Source organism: Pedobacter sp. ASV1-7 (genome assembly GCF_040203335.1).
In the GTDB taxonomy this organism is placed as follows: Bacteria; Bacteroidota; Bacteroidia; order Sphingobacteriales; family Sphingobacteriaceae; genus Pedobacter.
The window spans coordinates 14152-35062 of record NZ_JBEHBV010000009.1 but is presented as its reverse complement, the minus strand read 5'-3'; the positions used below and the strand labels follow the sequence as shown (position 1 = coordinate 35062).

The window sequence follows — 20911 nt, the reverse complement described above, 5'->3', positions numbered from 1 at the left end:
AAAACGATATCAAAAACCTATGATTTCAAAAACTGTCAGCGGGAAAACGAAGTCAGCGATAGGCTAGCCTGCAATGATGAAATAGTCTAAACGATACGCATTTATTCATTAAACCACTCGGTAAAGAATAACCATGGACAAAGAAAAATGTTTCAAATATCTGATCATTAATCACACCATCAACAGGATCTATCGATTATAAATGCAAAGAAAATTGATTATCTTTCGTAATCTGGACCAACAACCCTCTCGGAAAATTATCATGAAAGAATTAACAAGTGCAGAAATCAAACTGGGTTTGTACGAAAGAAAAATAAAAGAAATGGAAGCTCGTATTGAAGAGCTGACGGACTTTATTGAAAGCGCCTCTATTCCACTGCACTGGGTTGACGAAAACGGCTACATCATCTGGGCAAACCAGGCTGAACTTGATGCGCTGGGATTTACAAAAGAAGAATATATTGGTTCATCTATTACCGACTTTCATGCCGATGCGCAGGTTATTGAGGACATACTTACAAAGTTGACAAATAATGAAACTCTACATAATTACCCGGCAAGATTGAAGTGTAAGGACGGATCTGTAAAACATGTGTTAATCAGCTCGAATGTATTGAGAAAAGACGGAAAATTCATACACACCCGCTGTTTCACCAGAGACATTACCGAACTGGCATTAGAAATGAAACGTAAAGAGCGTCTTTTGCAAGAGTTAGAAGAAAGCGACACCAGGATAAAAATGGCCATTAGTTCCACCAACATGGGCACCTGGGAATATACTCCTGCATCTGCCGGGCTGTATTTATCCCCTGAAGCGATCAGCATCATTGGCTTTCCTAAAGATTATACTGTAGATTATGCGAGCTTTTTAAAAACAGTCCATCCACAAGACAGAACATGGGTTCATCAAGGCTTAAACGCATCATTAAACGCATCCGAAAATGAAACCTATAGCGCTAAATTCAAGATCATCCGATACCATGACCTATCTGAGCGCTGGATACATCTGCAAGGTAAAATCATTTCAGGTTCGGTCTCCACAGACAAGAGATTTATTGGTACAATCCTGGACATTACAGAAGCAATGGCCGCCGAAGAAAAAAATGCCCGGCTAATTGCCATTATCGATTCCAGCAACGACGCCATCATCAGCATGAACCTGGAAGGTGTCATCACCAGCTGGAATACCGCTGCTGAAGAAATTTTCGGATTCCACCAGGAAGAAGTAGCCGGTTTACCTGCCCATTTCTTTCTTCCCGCTGACAAACAACACCAAGCAATCGATTTGCTGCAACAGGTTTCCAGAGGTGAAAAAGTCAAACAATTTGAGACCAGAATGAATACCAAAGAGAATGGGACAATTGATGTTTCTATCACCTTAAGTCCCATCAAAGATTCAAAGGGAAAACTCATTGGCTTTTCTAAGATCGTAAGAGACATAACTGAGAAAAAAGAAGAGGAACAACGAAAGAACAGCTTTATTGCCATGGTGAGCCATGAACTCAAAACCCCAATAACCGCTGTAGCAGCATACCTGCAAATGGTCTTGCAAAAAGCGGTAAAAGAGCAGGATAGTTTCTACATCAGCATGATATCCAGAGCTGATATAAAAATGAAAAAGATGACCACTATGGTTCAGGACTTTCTCAATCTGACCAGATTAGAAGAAAGCCGGCTCCAGGTTACCAGGCAACAACTGGAACTTTTACCCCTTATAAGAGAAGTAGTGGAAGATGGACAATTCCTGACCACCCGACACACCTTAAATGTGATAGGTTGCGAAGATATAAATGTCTTTGCTGACCGTGAAAAATTAGGTCATGTACTGATCAATTTATTGAGCAATGCCATTAAATATTCCCCACAGGGCGACTACATATTTATTAAATGCGAGCCTCTGAACGGAAAAGTCCGCGTCTCGGTCACAGACCAGGGTGTAGGAATTAAAGAAAGTGACCAGAAACGAATATTTGAAAGATTCTACCGCGTAAAAAATCAACAAATCAACGCCGCATCTGGGTTTGGCATCGGTCTGTACCTGGTATCAGAAATTCTATCACAACACAATAGTCAAATCCAACTCAATAGTAAAGAAGGTGTGGGTTCCACCTTCTTTTTTGATTTAGAGATTGTTTAATTACTTACTTGATTTAATAATTTATTTATTCTACTGACAATGTAATCAATATCAAATGGCTTACTGATATAATCATCAGCACCTGCAGCAATACTCTTTTCTTTATTGAGCTCGCTTGCCGACATGACAATAATCGGAATATGCCTGGTAAAAGGATCTGATTTAAGATCAGCGCATATCTCCGCTCCATTTCCATCCGGGATCATGACATCCAAAATAAATAAGTCTGGCACTGAGTCTTTCAGTTTACTTTTTAGCTCAGTAAATGAAGAAGAAAGTTGCAGCTCATACCCCTCATCTTTTAACAATACTCCGATAATGTATCTGATATCCTCATCATCCTCAAGCACATGAATTCTTTTAGTCATAATTCTATTGGTTTTTCGTTAATTCTGGCAATGAACAAGCAATTATTTTGCCATTTTTTCAATAAAATTAAACTCAATTACCACTGTGACCGGCTATTTTTTAACTTATCTCACATTTATTAAACCATATGAACAGATAAATGTTCTTCAACATTGACTTAAAGCATTCAATTATTCAACAGCATGTCAATAGGAGACGATCGAGTCACAGCACATTATGAAAATGAATTAGAATCAATAGCTTGTAAAGCCCGATCTCAAGCTGAAATCTGGCAGTGCTGGACTTCACTGATCAAAAAAGACTTCTCTTACCAGGCTATTCAGACCTACTTAATTACCGAATTTTTAAAGAATAACCCGCTATGAATATTACAATCGTGAATACAAGAACTAAATTTTAACTGAACCTCAATGCTCAGTATCCTCCGGAGTATCGTTTACAGGATAGCCCTCATCATCAAGATCAGCCCGATCATCTTCAGGAGTTCGTGCCAACAATTCATCCTCAGCACTAAGCTCAACACTCTCCCCCTGATCAATGTGCATCCCGAATTCATTTAGACTTTCCTCCAGCCCCTGATTCTTATCGGAATATTCATCGGCCACAAAAGGATTTGCCTCGTCATAATCTGAATCAGCATCAGCCCCATTATCCGAAGCTGTCTGATAAGGAAGCGGATGGTCATACGCTGTATCTTCAGCTTTAACATCAACTTCATAAGTATTCCGCTCTTCATTAAAGGAAAGATCATCAAAATCTTTAGTTTCCCCTAGATCAGGATTATGCAGCTTATCCTTTGCGGCCTCGGCTGCTGATTTATTTTTTCCACTAGTTTCCATACAGACAAATTTTATTCCTATAACGCCCCGCACAACAGATTTGTTTTTTTGCTCAAAAAGGAATGCTCGCCTAGATATGTGCGAATCATTTTAAGATAATTGCTCCTTTACGATATGTAATAACTGTGATAAATCGAATGGCTTTGAGATAAATCCTTCAGCAGCACAGCGCTGAGTAATCTGCTCAAGCTTAGCATGCGCAGACATCATCAGTACAGGTAAATGTTCAGATCGCCGGCTACTTTTGACTTCAGCACATAACTCCTCACCACTTCCATCGGGCAACATAACATCCATCAACAATAGATCCGGCAGATCCCGAGCGATCGCTGCCCGAAAAGCACTGGCCGAGGCAAACAACGTCGCATCAAACCCCTCATCATTCAAAATCAGTTGCAAAATATATCCTATATCCGCATCATCTTCCACAATCCATATATTTCTTTGTGAATCTCTACTCATTGGCATAGTAACGGTCTGTTCCATATAGCAGTAATTAAGTTCATGTCGGTAGCTCACCAACAGTTAAAACCTCAAGATAAAAAAGCGGCTAATGATCCTCAGCCTATGCAGAAATCCACAATAGACTTGCAAACGTCATCCATGGAATCTAAAAAAATCCTGGAATCCGAACATACTTTCAGATCAGTTCTAACTATTAAACCTGTTGCTTACCAAATTGTTTTAAATCCGGATTTCTCAGCTGATCTATGATTAGGCCTGAGCCGCATTATTTCCATTTATTACCCGCTTAGCATCTGACTGTTTAATCGCCTTATCTATAGAATGGGATCTGTGAATGTCACCCTCAGCTTCTGCCTTCTGGGAAAGTTTAGCATAGTACTTATGCAGCACGTCCATCTCACCTTCTGTCAGGTCCTCAATATCCACCATCCGTTATAAACCAACCACCTGAAAGAATTCGCTGATAAAAAGCACAAAGACACGCCAAGATGCATATCCAACCTGACAGATGAAAATAAGTTATAATCGAACCTAGACTAAGTACTCGGAAGAAGCCAGCTACTACTGGGATTGTCTCAATTTAGCCTGAATGCTTAAGGTAGTATGCGGAACAGCCATTAAACGTTCTTTAGCAATCAACTGACCAGTCTCCCTGCAAATCCCATAAGTTTTATTTGCGATCCGAACCAGAGCCGCTTCTAACTGCTCAATAAATTTTCTCTGACGTGCTGCCAATTGATGAATAGACTCTTTCTCTAATGTAGCCGATCCATCTTCTAATTGCCTGTAAGCACTTCCAGTATCATCCGTCCCATTAGGGTTGGTTGTACCCAAAGAACTGGAAAGCACTTCCAATTCACCTTTAGCAATTTCAATTTTTGAAAGAATCAAAGATTTGAACTCTTCCAAATCCTTATCTGAATATCGTGTAAACGATGCATTTGAATCCGCTTCCATGATTAAATATAACAAGTTGTCCCTAATAAGGGACTAGACATCCCTCAATTTATATTCCCTAAGACAAGTTTACAAAGATTTTGTTTGAAATCATATCGGAGGATTTCATTTTTTAAATAACTTTCAAGCATCAACACCAGGAAAAACCGCTTCCCCATACCAGTCCCGGCCATTATTTTAATCCTCAAGAAAAACATTCAGCTCCTTTTCCAATATCCAAAAATCATAGCCCTTAAAACAATTCATAGCCCAGGATGTTTAAGTGGAAAACACCCGCTTATGAATTACAGAAAACAATTTAACAAGATCTTGTCCGGCAAAAATGACAATTCAGCCATCGTTGGTTTTGCTTTAATTGGTGGAATTGCTATTGGCGCAGCACTTTCAGTACTTTTTGCCCCTAAAAAAGGAACCGAACTCCGTGAAGAAATTACCGAGGGAGGACGCCGTCTCTGTGGTACACTCATGGAACTAGCCGATGGTTTAAAAACCAAACTTAGCCATGAAAAAAATCCCCTGGATGATTCCTATGACGATGATGAACCTATTGCAGATGGAAATACTCCCGCTAAAAAGCCCAAATCCGACATCGGGGAATTTATACAGCAAGCACATCAAAACTCCAACGAAGCACAAAGCTGAAATAATCAGACACATCCTTATCAGCAAAAAGATCCTGAACTCCGACAGAGGTTGAGGTAATTACAGGTATACGGCTCAAAACTTGCATCAAGCTTCCTTTGCTGATGCACCTAAACTTTACACCTTTCAGGATCCTGAGCTATAATCCAATTCCAAAAGGATTACCCTGCCTGTCTACCCTATTTTTAAATATTTCTCCGGTCTTCAAAAACCAAATTTATCTAAAATGGTTATGCATTAAATCAATATAGAAACCAACCTATGATCACGATAAATGCACCAGGCCTGGAAAGATTTGTTTTAGCCCAGGAAAGAGATTACGAAATTGCCTTAACTGAAATCAGCTATGGCAAAAAACAAACACACTGGATGTGGTACATATTCCCCCAAATCCAGGGACTTGGTTTTTCAGACACAGCCAAATACTACGACATAAAAGACCTGAAGGAAGCCACCCAGTATTACCTTCATCCCCTGCTCGGACCAAGACTGATAAAAGTAACCAAAGAATTACTCCATCACACCGACAAAACCGCCTATGAAATATTTGGAACTCCAGATGAGCTTAAGCTGCGTTCCAGTATGACCCTGTTTGCTGCAGTACCACATGCTGATCCGGTATTTCAGCAAGCTATCGATCAGTTCTTCAATGGGGAGCACGATCAAAAAACCCAGCGGATACTCGGCCTGCAAGCATATGGACAATAACACATTCAACAGTCTAAATGCAAAAGCTACCTGATAAGCGGCTTTTGCTCTAACAATATACCTCTACACATATGATCACAGGAATAGAAAAATTAAACACAGCACTTTCAAGCGAACAAATTAACCAACTCAATAAAGCAGCCGATAGACATACCCAACAATCCAACATCAGTTTTACCTTACTGGCCATCGAAGACAATCTGATCGAAATAGAAACCGCCCAGGGCGAAAACAAATCTGGCAAATACGCAACTGAGGCTATCTTAATCAAAAGAACCCAGGAGGTATTCAGTAAAATCACCGAATTTCAACTCAAAGTCCATCCACTCACCTACCTGCCATCACCTACCAGCGTAGTAAACACCGCATGGCTGGAAAGAAAAATGCAGGAAAAAGGAGTGCGTATCAAACAAATCGCCTTTGAAACCGGCATCGACAGGGAAAGCATATCAGACTGGGTAACAGGCAAGCGCTCCATGAACCAGGTCGTAAAAGCCATGTTCTACTTCTATCTTTCCAAATGAAAATTCTCATAAAACCCATCCTAAAATCAACTGGTTAACGTAAATTAAATTTCAGATCCGGCAAGCATCAACGTTTTTTTCTATTTTCGCTTTAACCTTAACTATTGTTGAAACGAATGAACCCTGATTTTACCTGCCTATACTTTCTGGAGAACCAAACACACGCTATCATTGAAATCAAACGTTACGACCTGGATGAAAAAGCAGATATCGCAGATGTTTACCTATGGTTAATCCTGGAAAAACAATCAGGAAATATTCAAAAGCTAGCTTTCCGCTCCATGGACTCCTCAGGCGAGGTACAGGAAAGATACTTTGAGCAGGGCTACCTAAAATTCAATAGCCAAAATGGGACTTATATAGAAAAATTTAACTCAGGTCAGCACCAGCTGGAAAACAAAACCGGACAATCCCTCCCGATTGAGATCAACAAAGCATTAACCAGTTACCTAACTCCTGATGCTGGAAACCATTAACCTTGAAAACGAAAAACTACTGATCCACTCATTTCGTCCCCAGGACCTGGATCAGTTTGATAAACTCACCGAAGATATTTTCAATATCCTATCGGATGAACAAACTTTAAAGTACATACCAGAGAAAAGATTACACAATCTTCAGCAAGCAGAACTGCTGCTGCAAGCAGCCCTACTCAATTACCATTCCCGGCAGAACTACCTCCATTTCATCACAGATAAAGCATCCGGTAAAGTAATCGGCATGATTGACCTCATCAGCCCAGAGCTTGCACGAAAGCACTATTACCTGGATTATTATCCATATTTTATTGAATTCTATTTAAGCGGTCCTGCAAGCGGATGCTACATCATGACTGAGCTACTTCCACTACTAATTGATGAATTACATAAACAAGGGATCAGCAAAATCGGCGCAGTGATCAACCGGAAAAACATTGCCGCAAGAAAAGTGCTGGAAAATGCAGATTTTGAGTTTAAAGCCCCCTTTGATGTGATCCAGGATTTCTATCAAACCAATCTTCAGCCCGAAAAAAGTCGTCTTAAAGAAGAAGAAGAAGAATATAACAGACCATAGATCAGGTCCGCAGTTAAACACAGTAAGCTATAATAAATAAGCATTTGAACAATTCGCGATTTGCGAATCGAGAATTTTAACATCAACACATACCAAATACAGCCCCTATCGCCCAAAGAACCAGCGGCAGCTCAAAACAATTAACGGTTTGCTACCGCAAACTTAATATCGTCCTTTATAAAGGACCACTCCTTGCCACGTAAATACTACTACCTCCGGTAACTTCTTTCACCTTCTCCTTACCATAGAAATTAAGGATCTCCTTTTTCTCCTGAGTATTCCCCCGCTCAAATACCCTTTGAATAACAGACTTATATTGTTTTTGCCAATCTATCTTACTGATGTCAGTGTCCCAGAAAAGTATTTTGCGAATAACATCCAAATCAGGATGCAGCTTAATCTGGTCCTTATGTTGCGCTAACTTAATTGTATAATAAGCCTGCAACAAGAACATCTTACCCTCTTCAAGCCCTAAGTCCCTATCTATTTTCAACGAAATCTCCGGAGTAAGCCTTCTGCGGTTTTTAGTAATCTTAACAAACATCCAAGAACTCCTCATCAGTCAGTTGTTTTCCCTCTTTAAAAAAGCCAAAATACCGATTAGATACTCACTCCTTCTTCATTAACTCGACAGCTTACTGCGCTAAACTTAGTCTATCGTAAATTGGACAGTACTTGTTACACCATTAACTCCCGGAGGCGCATCGACTGGACTCACCTTCTTAATTTCCCCGTCAACCAGTATTATCAAATTATAATTTATCTTTTGATTGCTGGTATTATTTAAAATTGTGGTGAGTTTTGCAGTGTATGGTCTTTTGGTGATGCTTATTGTTTTCGACCCGTTCGACAATTCAGTTATATCTCTTAATGTGATCATGTTGTTCGCTTCATTAGAATAGGATATTTCAACAAAATATGGATTAGGACGGTCAATTTTGTATTCGACCTCAATCGTTTTGGGCTTTTCGCCCGCTTCATCATTATCCTTTTTGCAACTAAAGTTAACCGTCATCACCAAAAGGGTAATTCCAAATAATAGCTTTTTCATTTTCGTTCTTCTTAGGTTTGAAATTTATTACAAATATAAGATGATAATTAAGAGTCCAACATAGTACAAAAGCGACAACTTCCTAAAGCATATTTTCCTTAAGATTATATATTTTGGGGAAGAACCAGCTTTGGCGAAACTCCGACCTTGTAAACATGCCGAATCGAAGCCGTTCAGCCCGCTTTTGACAATACCTGGTTATACGGCGTGATTTACTTTTTTATTGTTTTCAATGCTGCTTCTATGTCAATAGGCTGCCCAACAAAAGCATTATTTGCAAAAAGTAATTTAAGTTCTTCTTGTGTAAATTGTTTGCTCATTTGTTCTTCATTCATATAACCATTGTGGCAAAAAACGTCATAGAATTTTTCTAGTTCTGGTGATATCGGTTGATGAATTGTAAGCAATTCACCTGGATTGTCCTTAATATGATTTGCAAAAGTATGTTTAGTTCCTCTAGGAATGAAAACTGTATCACCTTGTTTGATAATTGATATTTCATCTTCCAATTGTATTAGAAATTCACCTGATACTACATAGAATATTTCATCGTCTTTATAATGGATATGCAATGCCGGTCCTCCAATTTCTCTGTTAGATAAGTTAGAGCCGGAACTTATGTATAGTTGATTTTCTGTGTCGACTGAAGATACCATACAGCGTCCGAAAGTATCCTTGGGTGAAGTCTTTTGCCCAAAAAACCTACTTTCATTTGCTCTTACAATAAAACCTTTCTTAGATTTTTTCGTTGCAGCACTTTGCATAAACAAGTTAAATTTTGCGAAGGCTGTAAATGGTAAAGCAAGAAGTGTTGATAAAAGAAATTTCCGTCTTTCCATAGCATGTTTTTTTAGGTGTAGTATGTTTTGCAAAGTTCAAGAATCTTTCACGGTTGCGCTTAATATAGCTTATAACATTTGTCTTTGCGCATTAGGCAAATCCCAATTAAATATTTTTGTTATTGGTCTATTTTTTAGAATAATCTCTCTCTGTTATAAATATACAATTTTTGGCTTTACAAAAAGCTATCTAAATCATTACCTCTGATGATGATCAATTAGGGATTTTTTTCCTAATAACTCGTTTGAAAACTAAGAAAAGTATACCCATGCAATCCCGGCCCCGACAAATAACAAAGAAAGGAGCACATAAAGAATTTGTGCAGTTCTGAAGCCAAAGGTTTCCGCTACCCAGGCTATGTTGAACATGCCATCGCCGCCTTCAAATAACCAGCCCCACCACCCCGCAGTTAAACACAGTAAGCTGTAATAAATAAGCATTTGAACAATTCGCGATTTGCGAATCGATAATTTTAACATCAACCAATACCAAATCCAGCCCCTATCGCCCAAAGAACCAGCGGTAGCTCAGAACAATTAACGCTTTGCTACTGCAAGCTCAATATCATCCTTTATAAAGGCCCACTCTTTCCCACGTAAACAGATTGGACAAATTCATCAGTATGCATTAACTGAAACAAATAAGCATTTAATTGATCATTAACAGTACTCCAGTACATCATGCTAATTTAACTTCTTGTGACCAAGTACTGGTAAACTATTGCCAGAAACACTACTACGCCCAGTAACTTCTTTCACTTTCTCCTCACCATAGAAATTAAGGATCTCCTTTTTCTCCTGATCATTTCCCCGCTCAAATATCCTTTGGATAACAGACCTATATTGTTTTTGCCAATCTATCTTACTGATATCAGTATCCCAGAAAAGTATTTTACGAATAACATGCAAATCAGGACGCAACTTAAACTGATCCTTCTGTTGCTCCAATTTAATCGCATAATACGCCTGCAAAAGAAACATCGTCCCCTCTTCAAACCCCAAAGCCCTATCTATTTTCAATGAAATCTCCGGTGTAAGCCCTCTTCGGCCTTTCGTAATCTCATTGATCGTTTGCGGATATTCCGGCAAAGAAAGCGCAAAAGGCCCCTTCTTAAGATTCCTTTTCTTAAGCTCACGATCCAGTATCAGGCCCGGATGTATGCCTTTGTATTTCTCCAATGACATTTCCATACACCAAATCTAAACAAATTTGTTTAAGCAGATAATTTCCAGCAACCTGCAAACAAAAAGCGGAACTTATCACTTCCGTTATGCACATGGATGGAAAATACTTTTCAACAAAGTGAGAAATAGTCCCCTGAGCTCAAGAGTTTGAACAAAAAGTTGACAAGTACTAAATATTTCTAGTCATCTGTATTTTCTAAATTCTTTGTTTCAGATTTTATTCACTCCAGGAATTTGCCTGAAAGGACGTGGATAAAGAGAGCAGTTTATCAGAAGTCATATTTAGCGGTTATTTGGTAATCAAGTATACAAAAAATGACCCCTTTTTCCTAAATCATTTTTACACTTGTCCATCTTGCATCCCGTCCAGCATCGCCAGCCATCTGGCCGTTTCCCTTTTGGAAAGAATTGTAATTATCCGCTGTGCCAGTTCAGGCGAAGGTTCAAGCATAATTCTCATTTTCCTTCCGATCAACCTCGAGCAAACGAGCTGAATATAATCGGCATCGTTCGTATCATATAATTCGAGGATATCATAATGTATTATATAAATATCATCATCATAAAGCTCAAAGTAGGTTTGGATGATATGCTCAATATCAGTAATATCCTTGGTTCTCTGCGGCCTGTCATTGTTTGCAATAAGCTTGAGCAATACAATCCCCTCCATCGTACATACCTTGATGATCTGCCCATTACCCAGGTCAAAATGCTTAACAAATGGGTAGATCTCGGTAAAACCAGGCATATTCAGTACAAAAGTCGGATCTGTTAGCTTAACGTTTCTGTTGGGCTCCTCAATTTTACCAAACGGCAATAAATCAACCTCAACACTATTTTTATAGACTAGCTTGATAGCCTCAGTTTCATCTGCTTCAAAAAGACCCGTTTCCTCCAGCGCGGTCTTGACCTTGTTATATTGCCCCTGGTCACTGATCGTTATGGCCAGATCTACATCTTTTGTGCCACGAGTCGATGCTAACTCTTCATTGGCAGAAAGGTTGATGTCCCGCGCTACCGCTCCGACCAAATAGAAATCAATATTAAACTTCGAGAATACCGATTGCAATTCCATAAGCATCTCTGACACCATAGGCGCAAGGATACTTTTATTTGACATATTTCTCTTTTATACGCATTGCGGTCTCCCGGTTCCTGCTGTCAAAACTGCTAATTAATTCTGCATAGGCTAGTAAAGCAGGTACGGTATCTTCATTAGTAGCAAATACCTCCTCATTCCAAAAAGGCCTAAGTAATTCCACCTCACCACTTTGATCCGGAACTATTTTAAGTTTCCTCATCAACTCGAAGCGATCCTCGTTTGAATAAATCGTATACACTTCTGGAGAAAGATATTCAGTGAGTATTGCCCCGGCAGTTTCAGCGCCCCAATATATGCCAAGATCAGAACCAGCGTAACTGTGCCAATTCTCTCTGTCTTCATTTTTGTTAAAGCGGAACCTGCCAACCAGTTGTTTGGGCCGAAGAACATTCCTATACATATCTGCCCATTTGTCAATCAACATTGTCCTATTCTCTAATAGCAATGTCTCCTGCTTGTTCCTCACTCCTGCAACTACAAACCCTTCTCTTTTCAGCTCGTAAATAAAACTACCTATATTTCCTAGGGCAACACCTGCTGTATATGCGATATTTCGGTAAGATGAATTCAACAGTTTCTGATCCATTAAAATTGCAAAAAGAAACTTCATACCGGAAGGAGCCCATAGCTTAGTCTCCTCAATAGTCTTTAAAGGGGGGCTTTTCTGATCACTTATATAAACATAAATACCACTAGTCTCAATATAGCAGTTACCTGAACTTTCGATATAACTTATTCCATTGGCTCTCAGTTCATCCTTCATAGGAGTAGGAATGTATCTAGAAACCATTATAATCTTTCCATCAGTTGTCTTTTGCTTATTCAGTACATTTGACAATGCAGCTGTTCTAAGCTCAGTTTTAACCTCGGCCTCCAAAATATAGCTTTGCTTTCCCTTTGAGATCTGAACAATAGCATCTACGAATTCATTCCTTTTGCCAGGTAAATCCAAAATTCTAGCTTCAATTCCTGTGATCTCCGTCAGTTTATTTAACGCGGGAAGTAAAATTTGCTCTTCTCTCATGTTCACAAAATATTAACCGTTCACGTAACATGAACAATCAAATATAATGAACAACACTTATATTTCAAAGGAATACACAAATAATCGTTCATGAATAAGTCATGTTCACGATTCATGAACATGACTTATTCATGAACACCTTTCAATATTTCTAGCCGGATAAGCCTTTTTTATCCCCCAGATTATAGCAGACATCAGGGAGTTACTGAAAGCTATAGAAAATAAAAAGAAATAAACCCAAACTGCATATCATGCAGCTGGTAAACCATCCATGCAGCGCAATAAAATTGTTAAACAAAGCACCGTATTACTTATCCTCTTTAGTCATTTCAACTGCCTTGTTTATCGAATTATAACTAAATTCGACCCTATGCAAAACAACCATATCAATTACATCGAATTTCAGGCAAAAGACCTTAGTTCAATCAAACAATTCTATGGCGCTGCTTTTGGTTGGTCTTTTACCGACTATGGGCAGGACTATGTTGCATTTTCGGGATGCGGTTTAGATGGGGGATTTTACAAAGGTGACCAGGAAATAAAAAACGGAGCCCTTGTGATTCTTTACCATGAAAACCTCACTTTAGCGAAAGCCAATGTTATCCAGGCTGGTGGACAACTATCAAAAGATATTTTCAGCTTCCCAGGAGGAAAAAGATTTCAATTCTTTGACCCATCAGGAAATGAACTGGCAGTCTGGTCAGATCAATAAAAACTCAGTTTCAGCGCTCAAAAACCAAAACTCCTATTTGATATTATTTTATAGCACCTACTAGAAACGTACATGATCACAGGAATAGAAAAACTAAACACAGCACTTTCGAGCGAACAAATTGAACAGCTCAATAAAGCAGCAGATAGACATACCACACAATCCAACATCAGTTTTACCTTACTGGCCGTTGAGGACAATCTGATCGAAATAGAAACCGCCCAAGGCAAAAATAAATCCGGCAAATACGCCACGGAAGCCACCCTAATCAAAAGAACTCAGGAGGTATTCAGTAATATCACCGAATTTCAACTTAAAGTTCATCCGCATACCTACCTACCATCACCCACCAGCGTAGTAAATACCGCATGACTGGAAAGAAAAATGCAGGAAAAAGGAGTGCGCATCAAACAAAATCAGGAATATCGTTTGGAATGATATTATCTTTAAATCGCCTTTGAAACCGGCATTGATAGAGAAAGCATATCAGACTGGGTAACAGGAAAACGTTCCATGAGCCAGATCGTAAAAGCCATGTTTTACTTTTATCTCGCCAAATGAAATTCAAAAAAAACACCTTGGTAATACCTTAATTTAACAGTATACCTTCTTCGAATAAACATAACTGATCACCTTGAAAAAGAAAATCTAGAGAACAAATCAGTCCATTTGATCTTAATATTCCCTGTTGGTATTGCATATTGATCAATTATTATCATATTTGCATAAAGCAGAAAGGCGCCCCTCTATGGAACGCCGGAAAATGTTAACTATTAATTTTACTTAGAAGTTTGGAAGTTCCAAGCGTTCTATCGAACAACTCCTTTCCTTTCTGTCTGCATTGGCCGCGAAACCAATTTGATGAAAGCCTGATTACAGGCTTTTTTCTTTATAAGAATATCTAATAAGTTTTGCACTCATAATCTTTTGATATTCTCCTTTTTTAAATCCTTGATTCAGTACATTGGATACCATCCTTATATGCTTGCGGTCTTCGTTTTCGTCCATGCCACTAAAAAGCTTATAAATTAACACTAAAATCTCTCGTGCACTTATTGGCATTGGCTGTCGCAAAATTATAGAACGCACCATCTTTGAGTAGGTCATTTTCGGTCGCAATATGGGTCGACTTTTAACCCCATTCAAAAACATAGAAGTTAAACTTTTCGGGAGATCATCTACCATTAATGATGCCATCTCAATATCCTCTAACTTCTTTGCAATCTCAAGAGACCTACTTGGAAAATCTTTCTTATCATCAAGAAGTTGCTTCTTGATGAAATAATTTTCTATATTGGTCTTTCTATCCATTTAAAATCTCTTTCTGAACCAAAGGTATGTCATAAAAATCAAGGTTAAAAGCTTTTTTTATAAACAAACGCCTAGTTATTAACATTTTAGTCAACTATTAGAACATTGAAATACTGGTAAATCAATCCGGTGGATTTTAGTTCTGGCTTTTTATCTAGCTGTCTGATTCACACCGCATGCTTGACCACCTACCCCTATACCTGAACATCGGTTTTATACTTACTACCCTGTTGTCAGTCAGTATACTTGCACTTTTAATTCGTACCGCTTCCAAACCCATAAGCAGCACAGCACGTGGAATAATGACAACAGTGGTGATTTGGTTAGTCATCCAGGCCTTGCTCAGTTATACCGGCATCTACACCGATCATCCAGAAGCCCTTCCGCCAAACATCATTGTCTTTGGCGTAATCCCTACTCTATTTTGAATACGGCTTCAATCGTCTGAAAAAAAATGTAAAATGGTTGCCTAAGTAACCTGAAACTTATAAGTGATTGATTATTGCCGGAAAGTTGATATTCTGATACTTCCCCTTTCATCAGTCGCGCGTTTGATATAACCCGACCGGATTAATTTTCTTGCCAATTCCCAATTATCCTGGGTGTCTGGCAATTTAGGCCTTCGTCCTAATACAGTGATTTCAGAATATGGCTCAGCTAGTACTTGCAAGACATCAGTAATTTCATTTTTATTTAGACTGTCAAATATTTTATTTAATAGTTTCAGACTTAAACCAGCATTGAGATTTGCACTGAACAAACTTTTTAAAAGAATTTCTTTACCTACTTCCAGCCCGGTATCCTCAACCCGTAATTTACCAATCGCGGCAAACAAGTTATCATCATCAGCAGCAATTATAATAGCTTCTGTATGTGCTAAAACTTTATTTTTCTCCCCAACGGTAAAAGAATTCGACACTACAATACTATGGATTTGGTCTTTTCCAATTTCAAACTTTTCCAGGTCTTCAATAAATTTAGAATGCCAATGGTCTAATTGAAAACTGATTAAATTTGGGAAGTGTTCCCGGATCCGATCGTAATTTACTACCGTCATACCAACTGTTCCTTGCTTGATCAGCATACTGGCTTTTGAATCTGGCAAGTTGGTAAAGTCAAGATTAGGATAATTATAAGGAACAGAATTTAAAATCAACTGATAACTTTCATCAGGTATTTCAGCCGATAATATCATGGTCCTTAAAAACTTTTGTACGGTTTCCAGATCTGGAATAGGGTTATTGATATCCACTCTAGATTTAGATAAAACTTCTGCATTGCTCTTATCACTTAAAAAACTGACGATATGAGGGTTAAATTCATCCTCTAAGTGATGGTAATAATGAAGAATGTTCTTCCATGTAGGTGTTACTCCGGACTCATCGAATAATATTGGAATTACCTCTTCATCCTCCACAGTTTCTATCGATAGAATTTTAGTTTCCGCCTGCATAATGATGGCTTCCTTGCTTTCTAATGATAAGCTGTCGTTGTTCAGCAGACTTAGTAAATAGGTTTCATCCTCGTCGGTATTGGTTTCTATTTCCAGATATACATCTGAAACATACGCTTCAATCTCATCTTCGACGTAATCAATCAAATGCTGGCATCCTGATTCATTAATCGCATAAAAATTCCTGGTTTTGAAATCATCTTCCTGGAATGTACCGTTTGCTTTGATAACGTTTTCGATCATCTCCGTACTCAATATATAATAGTGACCTTGGTAAACAAACTTAGCCAGCTCATCCGGTGCTGCCTCAAAATTAAGATCGGCAAACTTGATATTCAGCGTTTTTATCAATTCCTTGATCTTCCCCGGATCAATGCCACTATTCAGGAAATCAGGCATAGAAGCAATATCAAATGCTAATTTGGATTTATGTGCGATTGCTTTGATATCTTCAGCGGCAACATGCTCTGCGATCAGCTTTAATAAATCCTCTAACTTTTCCTTTGGCAAATCCGATTGCTTAGAGAAGTATTGCCATATGCGAGGCCATGCTTTTGCCAACTCCTTTACAAAAACTCCAATACCTTTGCTAGCATCAATAAAACCCTTCAAAAACGCTATAGCAGTATCAGACTCGCTACTCAGGAGTTTTAGGATTTCGGTTTTCTGTTTCTTAAAATGGGTCTTTGAAAATAAGTAATCTACCAATGCATAATTCAGAATATAGGATTGGGTAAAATCAACAGTATCTATCTTAGGGATCAGTTTGTCAATTTTATGAAGCTGATATTCAAACACCGTACTGATCTGTGCTTTAACATTCAATAAAAACTCCCGGTCAGCTTTGGTAATACTTCCTTCATAAAATATCGATATATAATCCAAGTAATCTTCATCAATATAGCCATTTCGTAATAAAATATTGACTAGCTGCAGTTGCTTTTTATCCTCAACTTCCAGCTTATATCCACCCATTAAAATGACATCTTTGACTTTATAATTCCTGATTTCATTTTTCTTGCTTTCCAGTTCCGCTATTTTAACCTTGGAAGCTTCAATTTGATCACTGGTCCAACGATTTACTAAGTCGAGCCGCTCCTGATAACTGCGGTCGGGATCTACGAAAGTTTCTATCTTTTCGAATTTGATAGGCATCCGTGCACTGGTCGTAAGAATATAATTGTTACTATAATTGTGGGTTGTGTGATCGTATAAAACACTATTATCAACAAAAGCCGGGAATAACTCATCTGTTGTTACTTCGCTAAAAGTATACTCGACCCCATTGATTCTAAACTTAACTACATTAGTTAATATCTCTAAGTACTTTGCGACATATAACATCCGCAACTCTCTCACATCTTTAATTTTAAGTTTCTGAAGATCGGCAATCTCGTCTTTATACGAAGAAATTTCAATGTCGATATTTGCAATTTTTTCTTTAATAAATGACTCCTTTTTGGTAAAGGCAGTGTACAAATCACCTTCCAACTTACTCAACTTCACAAAATCATTCGGGTAAATATTTTTGTACACAATCATGGACAGCAGCCTATCCTCATTCAACTTACCTAACTTTTCATGGTAGATGTGATATTCATTGGTAATATTGTATAAAAGTCGCATATCATCTATGAACAAGGATATGTTCTCTATAAGGTCAGATTTGATCCCATACTTATTCTTGGTCACGATTTCCATCAACTTCTCATTTGAATTTGAAGAGTTGATCACTGGAATAACCGGAATGATAAAATCAAAGAATTTTGTCCTGTCCTTGTCCTTAAACATGTCATCACGAACAGCATATATAAAAGCAATATCCCTTCCTATTTTTTTAGAGCTGTTGATCAAAAGATTCAGTTCCCTTAGTTTTGTAAAAATCTCCGTTTGCTCAAAACGATCTAAATCTTCGATGATCACCACGGTGTAATCAGTAACCTCAAAAAAATAAAGGATTTCATCCAAATGGTTGTTAAGAATAGATTTGCTGATGGTGTCGCTGATCTCTATTTCAGCATTGCTGATATTGAGTTTACTGATGGTAATGCTGCTGATCGCCCGGATAGACTTCAAAATGAGGAAAAAATAGCCTGGAATTACGATCAGCAAGCAAACAATCGTGACGATGATATTGCTTAACTCATAAAATTCATATCCAAAGATATCTTCTAAGAACTTCTTATTGAAAAGTTGAACTGTGGCCAATACAAGTAAAAACAAGGATACGGACAATTTTTGGAGCCTCTTATTATCCAGACTTTTAATTTTTTTAAACCGGGAATCAGGAATCTTCTCGTCCTCTTCCCGATAAAATATTTGTTGAAGAATACTTAATTCGATCAAACGTAATAAATCAGATCCATCTGGTGTATTTTTCAAATCGGTCTCTTCCTTAAACGTCGCTAGTGAAATATTTAAGAATGATAAATCTTTGTCTTTATTGTGCTTCTGAAATGTTTTTAAAATAGTACTCTTTCCAGAACCATATGTCCCGGTTACAGCAATGTTTTTGATGTCTTCAGATTTTCGGTTTTTCAACGCCCACTTCAATGCCTGTGCATAAGCTCCCTCGGGGTCTGCATCACCAAGTGGCGAAAGAGAATGGTAAGCGTACTGAATTTCATCAGCAGGTTCAATAACCTCAACCTGGTGGCCTTCTAATTCCTTAACTTTAATTTCTATTTTCTTACTAAAATATTTGAGCAGTGCTAATTTAATTTTTTTCATTTAACTAATTAATGTATCAATCAAATATAGCTAATCATTTAGCTAAAAAGTAATTAGTTGTTTTTGGTATTGCAGATCAATAAAAAAATTGCCTAATATAAATTGCCCCCAAAGATTTCTAACTTTTGGAGGCAATTGCCTAGACAGTTTTCCTTTTATCGATTTATAGTTTTATATTTATTTAAAGGGCATTTATCCAGATCATGCATTTCAAATACCGTAAAATTACTCAGTTAAAATTTGTCCACCTAAAACCGGATTTCTATTCGCTAAACTGCCTTCGGAACTAAAAGTGGCAACTATGACAGAAACTTTAAAGTTCTTAAGAAAAACTAAGCCAAGCGATAGTTGGCCAAATGTAAACTGTTTACTCGAGATACCTAAGTTATCCCTATAAACGCCTGTGCCATAAATATTACTACCGGTTAAATTAAAAAAGAACCGAAGCGCGTTGTTTGACAATGCAGCATCTCCATATACATCAATTCCAACTGAACCACTTCCTGCCCATTTTTCAGTATTTGTTCCAAATGCTGGCAAATCACCTGTACCCTTAGCAATAAGTCGGGAAATTAGGTTATACTGATTTGTCCTATTGTGGAGATATGCAAGGGGATATTCAAAACTCAGAATCGTGTTACCTCCGTTACTCACCAATCTTTGATAGGCTTCCTGTTTTTTTGCTTCCTCATCATTCTTTTTATTACTAGCTGATACCATCGCTCCTAAACTGACCCTAAGCATACCCAAATTGCCGCTAACCAACTCTGAATAAATTGAGCCACTTTGATCACCAATATTAAAACCTGCATTGCCTAGTGCCTGAAATCTTTTACCACCTTCCTGATACACTAAGTCAAAAAATGCCCTTGACCGTAGAGGTCCAAAATTTAAAAAATTTACAGGCTTATTCTTTAGATATGCCTTTGTATATAAAAAATAAAGACTATCTGTTTTAGCCTTTAGCGCACTAATTTCTACGGAAAGCTTTTCAATCTCAGCCTTTTTTGCATCGATCTGGGCATCAGTATATTTCGTGTAAGTACCTCCGGCCGGATTCAACCCTTTAGAATTTGCATAAAGATCATCTATTTTAGCTTTATAATCATTTTCCTTAGCTTTAAATTCCTGATCTAAATAATTGAAATCGATAATCGATAAAGTTTTAAACGTATTATCATCATCCTTACCAGGTTTCACTGAGTTGAGGGTGTTGAGTTTAAATCCTGGGCTTTGAGCATAAGCCCCTGCCGAAAGTGCGATGAACATCGCAATTAGTTTAATTTTTTTCATTTTTTTGAGTTTGTTTGAATTTAAATGGTAAACGAAGTTAGCACAAAAATGGAGTACACATAACTTTGAATCAAATAGTTAGAATTAAGTATCAAATACTCTCGATGGTAAATATTGGTCAATACACTTTGTTTATCGGTTGTTTTTCATAAGATTTCAATTACACATATGGATAACAACTATTTGCATTGCAGCCTTAATAATTTAAACTATACTCATCCATAAGTATTCATTAGTTGGAATAGGAATTTTTCAAAAAAGCCCCGCACCTATAAAGATGCAGGGCTTCATTCCCAAAACAGTTATACTGCTATTTACTCTCTTTGTTTTTCAGTTCAGTGACTTCGTTACGTCCTTCCTGAGCCAAAACTTTAATATCCTGGAAAGCTTTACGCAAACGAGTTCCCGCTGCTTTATTTCCTTTAGTGTAAAAAGCTGTTGCATCTGCTTCAGTAGCAGCTACCAATTCTTTCAATTTTTCAAATGCTGACATAATAAATATAGTTTAAGGGGGTGA

At 37.9% G+C, this 20911-nt stretch carries 23 protein-coding genes; 8 read left to right on the top strand and 15 right to left on the bottom strand.

Annotated elements, in window-relative coordinates; all coding sequences use genetic code 11:
- Nucleotides 1–262 precede the first annotated feature (262 nt).
- On the top strand, nucleotides 263–2137 hold the full coding sequence (locus tag ABDJ41_RS18680; protein WP_349787611.1) for a PAS domain-containing sensor histidine kinase: 1875 nt from the start codon (nucleotides 263–265) through the stop codon (nucleotides 2135–2137).
- Here the strand turns inward: ABDJ41_RS18680 and ABDJ41_RS18675 are convergent.
- The 5 genes from ABDJ41_RS18675 to ABDJ41_RS18655 all read right to left on the bottom strand — a co-directional run bounded on the left by ABDJ41_RS18675 (nucleotide 2134) and on the right by ABDJ41_RS18655 (nucleotide 4767).
- Entirely contained in the window at nucleotides 2134–2505 is a 372-nt protein-coding gene (locus ABDJ41_RS18675) for a response regulator transcription factor (protein WP_349787610.1), read from the bottom strand. The genes ABDJ41_RS18680 and ABDJ41_RS18675 overlap by 4 nt on opposite strands.
- A 408-nt stretch (nucleotides 2506–2913) precedes the next feature.
- Nucleotides 2914–3345, bottom strand: coding sequence for a hypothetical protein (locus ABDJ41_RS18670; protein ID WP_349787609.1), 432 nt, complete (start codon nucleotides 3343–3345; stop codon nucleotides 2914–2916).
- 90 nt (nucleotides 3346–3435) lie between these two features.
- The gene (locus ABDJ41_RS18665; protein WP_349787608.1) at nucleotides 3436–3831 is read right to left on the bottom strand and encodes a response regulator; all 396 of its coding nucleotides are present in this window, start codon (nucleotides 3829–3831) and stop codon (nucleotides 3436–3438) included.
- Nucleotides 3832–4059: 228 nt separating this feature from the next.
- Nucleotides 4060–4239, bottom strand: coding sequence for a hypothetical protein (locus ABDJ41_RS18660; RefSeq protein WP_349787607.1), 180 nt, complete (start codon nucleotides 4237–4239; stop codon nucleotides 4060–4062).
- 132 nt (nucleotides 4240–4371) lie between these two features.
- Nucleotides 4372–4767 (bottom strand): TraR/DksA family transcriptional regulator, encoded by a 396-nt coding sequence (locus ABDJ41_RS18655; protein WP_349787606.1) that lies wholly within the window; start codon nucleotides 4765–4767, stop codon nucleotides 4372–4374.
- A 279-nt stretch (nucleotides 4768–5046) separates the two neighbouring features.
- Here ABDJ41_RS18655 and ABDJ41_RS18650 point away from each other — a divergent pair, with 279 nt between their 5' ends.
- From ABDJ41_RS18650 to ABDJ41_RS18630, 5 genes are all read left to right on the top strand, one after another.
- On the top strand, nucleotides 5047–5409 hold the full coding sequence (locus tag ABDJ41_RS18650; RefSeq protein WP_349787605.1) for a YtxH domain-containing protein: 363 nt from the start codon (nucleotides 5047–5049) through the stop codon (nucleotides 5407–5409).
- A 261-nt stretch (nucleotides 5410–5670) separates the two neighbouring features.
- Nucleotides 5671–6117, top strand: a complete 447-nt coding sequence (locus tag ABDJ41_RS18645; protein WP_349787604.1) for a DUF1810 domain-containing protein — start codon at nucleotides 5671–5673, stop codon at nucleotides 6115–6117.
- A 71-nt stretch (nucleotides 6118–6188) separates the two neighbouring features.
- Nucleotides 6189–6641 (top strand): helix-turn-helix domain-containing protein, encoded by a 453-nt coding sequence (locus ABDJ41_RS18640; protein WP_349787603.1) that lies wholly within the window; start codon nucleotides 6189–6191, stop codon nucleotides 6639–6641.
- A 116-nt stretch (nucleotides 6642–6757) separates the two neighbouring features.
- Nucleotides 6758–7117 carry a hypothetical protein gene (locus tag ABDJ41_RS18635; RefSeq protein ID WP_349787602.1) on the top strand — a complete coding sequence of 120 codons (360 nt, stop codon included), beginning with the start codon at nucleotides 6758–6760 and terminating at the stop codon, nucleotides 7115–7117.
- Nucleotides 7101–7694: a GNAT family N-acetyltransferase gene (locus ABDJ41_RS18630; RefSeq protein ID WP_349787601.1), complete on the top strand. Its 594-nt coding sequence runs from the start codon at nucleotides 7101–7103 to the stop codon at nucleotides 7692–7694. Before ABDJ41_RS18635 ends, ABDJ41_RS18630 begins: the two co-directional genes overlap by 17 nt.
- A 175-nt stretch (nucleotides 7695–7869) precedes the next feature.
- Here ABDJ41_RS18630 and ABDJ41_RS18625 read toward each other — a convergent pair whose 3' ends face one another.
- The 6 genes from ABDJ41_RS18625 to ABDJ41_RS18600 form a co-directional block, all read right to left on the bottom strand.
- Nucleotides 7870–8253, bottom strand: coding sequence for a DUF6922 domain-containing protein (locus tag ABDJ41_RS18625; protein WP_349787600.1), 384 nt, complete (start codon nucleotides 8251–8253; stop codon nucleotides 7870–7872).
- A 90-nt stretch (nucleotides 8254–8343) separates the two neighbouring features.
- Nucleotides 8344–8745, bottom strand: a complete 402-nt coding sequence (locus ABDJ41_RS18620; RefSeq protein ID WP_349787598.1) for a hypothetical protein — start codon at nucleotides 8743–8745, stop codon at nucleotides 8344–8346.
- Nucleotides 8746–8957: 212 nt separating this feature from the next.
- Nucleotides 8958–9584, bottom strand: a complete 627-nt coding sequence (locus tag ABDJ41_RS18615; protein WP_349787597.1) for a cupin domain-containing protein — start codon at nucleotides 9582–9584, stop codon at nucleotides 8958–8960.
- Nucleotides 9585–10268: 684 nt separating this feature from the next.
- A complete protein-coding gene (locus tag ABDJ41_RS18610; protein ID WP_349787596.1) occupies nucleotides 10269–10775 on the bottom strand; it encodes a helix-turn-helix transcriptional regulator in 507 nt (168 codons plus the stop codon).
- A gap of 334 nt (nucleotides 10776–11109) precedes the next feature.
- Nucleotides 11110–11862, bottom strand: coding sequence for a nucleotidyl transferase AbiEii/AbiGii toxin family protein (locus ABDJ41_RS18605; RefSeq protein ID WP_349787595.1), 753 nt, complete (start codon nucleotides 11860–11862; stop codon nucleotides 11110–11112).
- Between the two features lie 16 nt (nucleotides 11863–11878).
- Nucleotides 11879–12895, bottom strand: a complete 1017-nt coding sequence (locus ABDJ41_RS18600; protein ID WP_349787593.1) for a type IV toxin-antitoxin system AbiEi family antitoxin — start codon at nucleotides 12893–12895, stop codon at nucleotides 11879–11881.
- A 370-nt stretch (nucleotides 12896–13265) separates the two neighbouring features.
- On the opposite strand from ABDJ41_RS18600, the gene ABDJ41_RS18595 reads away from it, so the two are divergent.
- Nucleotides 13266–13607, top strand: coding sequence for a VOC family protein (locus tag ABDJ41_RS18595; protein WP_349787591.1), 342 nt, complete (start codon nucleotides 13266–13268; stop codon nucleotides 13605–13607).
- A 72-nt stretch (nucleotides 13608–13679) separates the two neighbouring features.
- The gene (locus ABDJ41_RS18590) at nucleotides 13680–13979 is read left to right on the top strand and encodes a hypothetical protein (RefSeq protein ID WP_349787590.1); all 300 of its coding nucleotides are present in this window, start codon (nucleotides 13680–13682) and stop codon (nucleotides 13977–13979) included.
- A 501-nt stretch (nucleotides 13980–14480) separates the two neighbouring features.
- Here ABDJ41_RS18590 and ABDJ41_RS18585 read toward each other — a convergent pair.
- From ABDJ41_RS18585 to ABDJ41_RS18570, 4 genes are all read right to left on the bottom strand, one after another.
- Nucleotides 14481–14918 (bottom strand): hypothetical protein, encoded by a 438-nt coding sequence (locus tag ABDJ41_RS18585; protein WP_349787589.1) that lies wholly within the window; start codon nucleotides 14916–14918, stop codon nucleotides 14481–14483.
- Nucleotides 14919–15417: 499 nt separating this feature from the next.
- Entirely contained in the window at nucleotides 15418–19101 is a 3684-nt protein-coding gene (locus ABDJ41_RS18580; protein WP_349787588.1) for a YobI family P-loop NTPase, read from the bottom strand.
- A gap of 225 nt (nucleotides 19102–19326) precedes the next feature.
- Nucleotides 19327–20394 carry a hypothetical protein gene (locus ABDJ41_RS18575; protein WP_349787587.1) on the bottom strand — a complete coding sequence of 356 codons (1068 nt, stop codon included), beginning with the start codon at nucleotides 20392–20394 and terminating at the stop codon, nucleotides 19327–19329.
- Between the two features lie 310 nt (nucleotides 20395–20704).
- Complete coding sequence (locus ABDJ41_RS18570) at nucleotides 20705–20887, bottom strand: BF3379 family histone-like protein (RefSeq protein WP_131607471.1); 183 nt, start codon at nucleotides 20885–20887, stop codon at nucleotides 20705–20707.
- Nucleotides 20888–20911 lie beyond the last annotated feature (24 nt).

What these genes read in the sequence shown, in the direction of transcription:
- ABDJ41_RS18680 (WP_349787611.1), top strand. Translation starts at nt 263, where the DNA reads ATGAAAGAATTAACAAGTGCAGAAATCAAACTGGGTTTGTACGAAAGA.
- ABDJ41_RS18675 (WP_349787610.1), bottom strand. Translation starts at nt 2,505, where the DNA reads ATGACTAAAAGAATTCATGTGCTTGAGGATGATGAGGATATCAGATAC.
- ABDJ41_RS18670 (WP_349787609.1), bottom strand. Translation starts at nt 3,345, where the DNA reads ATGGAAACTAGTGGAAAAAATAAATCAGCAGCCGAGGCCGCAAAGGAT.
- ABDJ41_RS18665 (WP_349787608.1), bottom strand. Translation starts at nt 3,831, where the DNA reads ATGGAACAGACCGTTACTATGCCAATGAGTAGAGATTCACAAAGAAAT.
- ABDJ41_RS18660 (WP_349787607.1), bottom strand. Translation starts at nt 4,239, where the DNA reads ATGGTGGATATTGAGGACCTGACAGAAGGTGAGATGGACGTGCTGCAT.
- ABDJ41_RS18655 (WP_349787606.1), bottom strand. Translation starts at nt 4,767, where the DNA reads ATGGAAGCGGATTCAAATGCATCGTTTACACGATATTCAGATAAGGAT.
- ABDJ41_RS18650 (WP_349787605.1), top strand. Translation starts at nt 5,047, where the DNA reads ATGAATTACAGAAAACAATTTAACAAGATCTTGTCCGGCAAAAATGAC.
- ABDJ41_RS18645 (WP_349787604.1), top strand. Translation starts at nt 5,671, where the DNA reads ATGATCACGATAAATGCACCAGGCCTGGAAAGATTTGTTTTAGCCCAG.
- ABDJ41_RS18640 (WP_349787603.1), top strand. Translation starts at nt 6,189, where the DNA reads ATGATCACAGGAATAGAAAAATTAAACACAGCACTTTCAAGCGAACAA.
- ABDJ41_RS18635 (WP_349787602.1), top strand. Translation starts at nt 6,758, where the DNA reads ATGAACCCTGATTTTACCTGCCTATACTTTCTGGAGAACCAAACACAC.
- ABDJ41_RS18630 (WP_349787601.1), top strand. Translation starts at nt 7,101, where the DNA reads ATGCTGGAAACCATTAACCTTGAAAACGAAAAACTACTGATCCACTCA.
- ABDJ41_RS18625 (WP_349787600.1), bottom strand. Translation starts at nt 8,253, where the DNA reads ATGAGGAGTTCTTGGATGTTTGTTAAGATTACTAAAAACCGCAGAAGG.
- ABDJ41_RS18620 (WP_349787598.1), bottom strand. Translation starts at nt 8,745, where the DNA reads ATGAAAAAGCTATTATTTGGAATTACCCTTTTGGTGATGACGGTTAAC.
- ABDJ41_RS18615 (WP_349787597.1), bottom strand. Translation starts at nt 9,584, where the DNA reads ATGGAAAGACGGAAATTTCTTTTATCAACACTTCTTGCTTTACCATTT.
- ABDJ41_RS18610 (WP_349787596.1), bottom strand. Translation starts at nt 10,775, where the DNA reads ATGGAAATGTCATTGGAGAAATACAAAGGCATACATCCGGGCCTGATA.
- ABDJ41_RS18605 (WP_349787595.1), bottom strand. Translation starts at nt 11,862, where the DNA reads ATGGTGTCAGAGATGCTTATGGAATTGCAATCGGTATTCTCGAAGTTT.
- ABDJ41_RS18600 (WP_349787593.1), bottom strand. Translation starts at nt 12,895, where the DNA reads ATGAGAGAAGAGCAAATTTTACTTCCCGCGTTAAATAAACTGACGGAG.
- ABDJ41_RS18595 (WP_349787591.1), top strand. Translation starts at nt 13,266, where the DNA reads ATGCAAAACAACCATATCAATTACATCGAATTTCAGGCAAAAGACCTT.
- ABDJ41_RS18590 (WP_349787590.1), top strand. Translation starts at nt 13,680, where the DNA reads ATGATCACAGGAATAGAAAAACTAAACACAGCACTTTCGAGCGAACAA.
- ABDJ41_RS18585 (WP_349787589.1), bottom strand. Translation starts at nt 14,918, where the DNA reads ATGGATAGAAAGACCAATATAGAAAATTATTTCATCAAGAAGCAACTT.
- ABDJ41_RS18580 (WP_349787588.1), bottom strand. Translation starts at nt 19,101, where the DNA reads ATGAAAAAAATTAAATTAGCACTGCTCAAATATTTTAGTAAGAAAATA.
- ABDJ41_RS18575 (WP_349787587.1), bottom strand. Translation starts at nt 20,394, where the DNA reads ATGAAAAAAATTAAACTAATTGCGATGTTCATCGCACTTTCGGCAGGG.
- ABDJ41_RS18570 (WP_131607471.1), bottom strand. Translation starts at nt 20,887, where the DNA reads ATGTCAGCATTTGAAAAATTGAAAGAATTGGTAGCTGCTACTGAAGCA.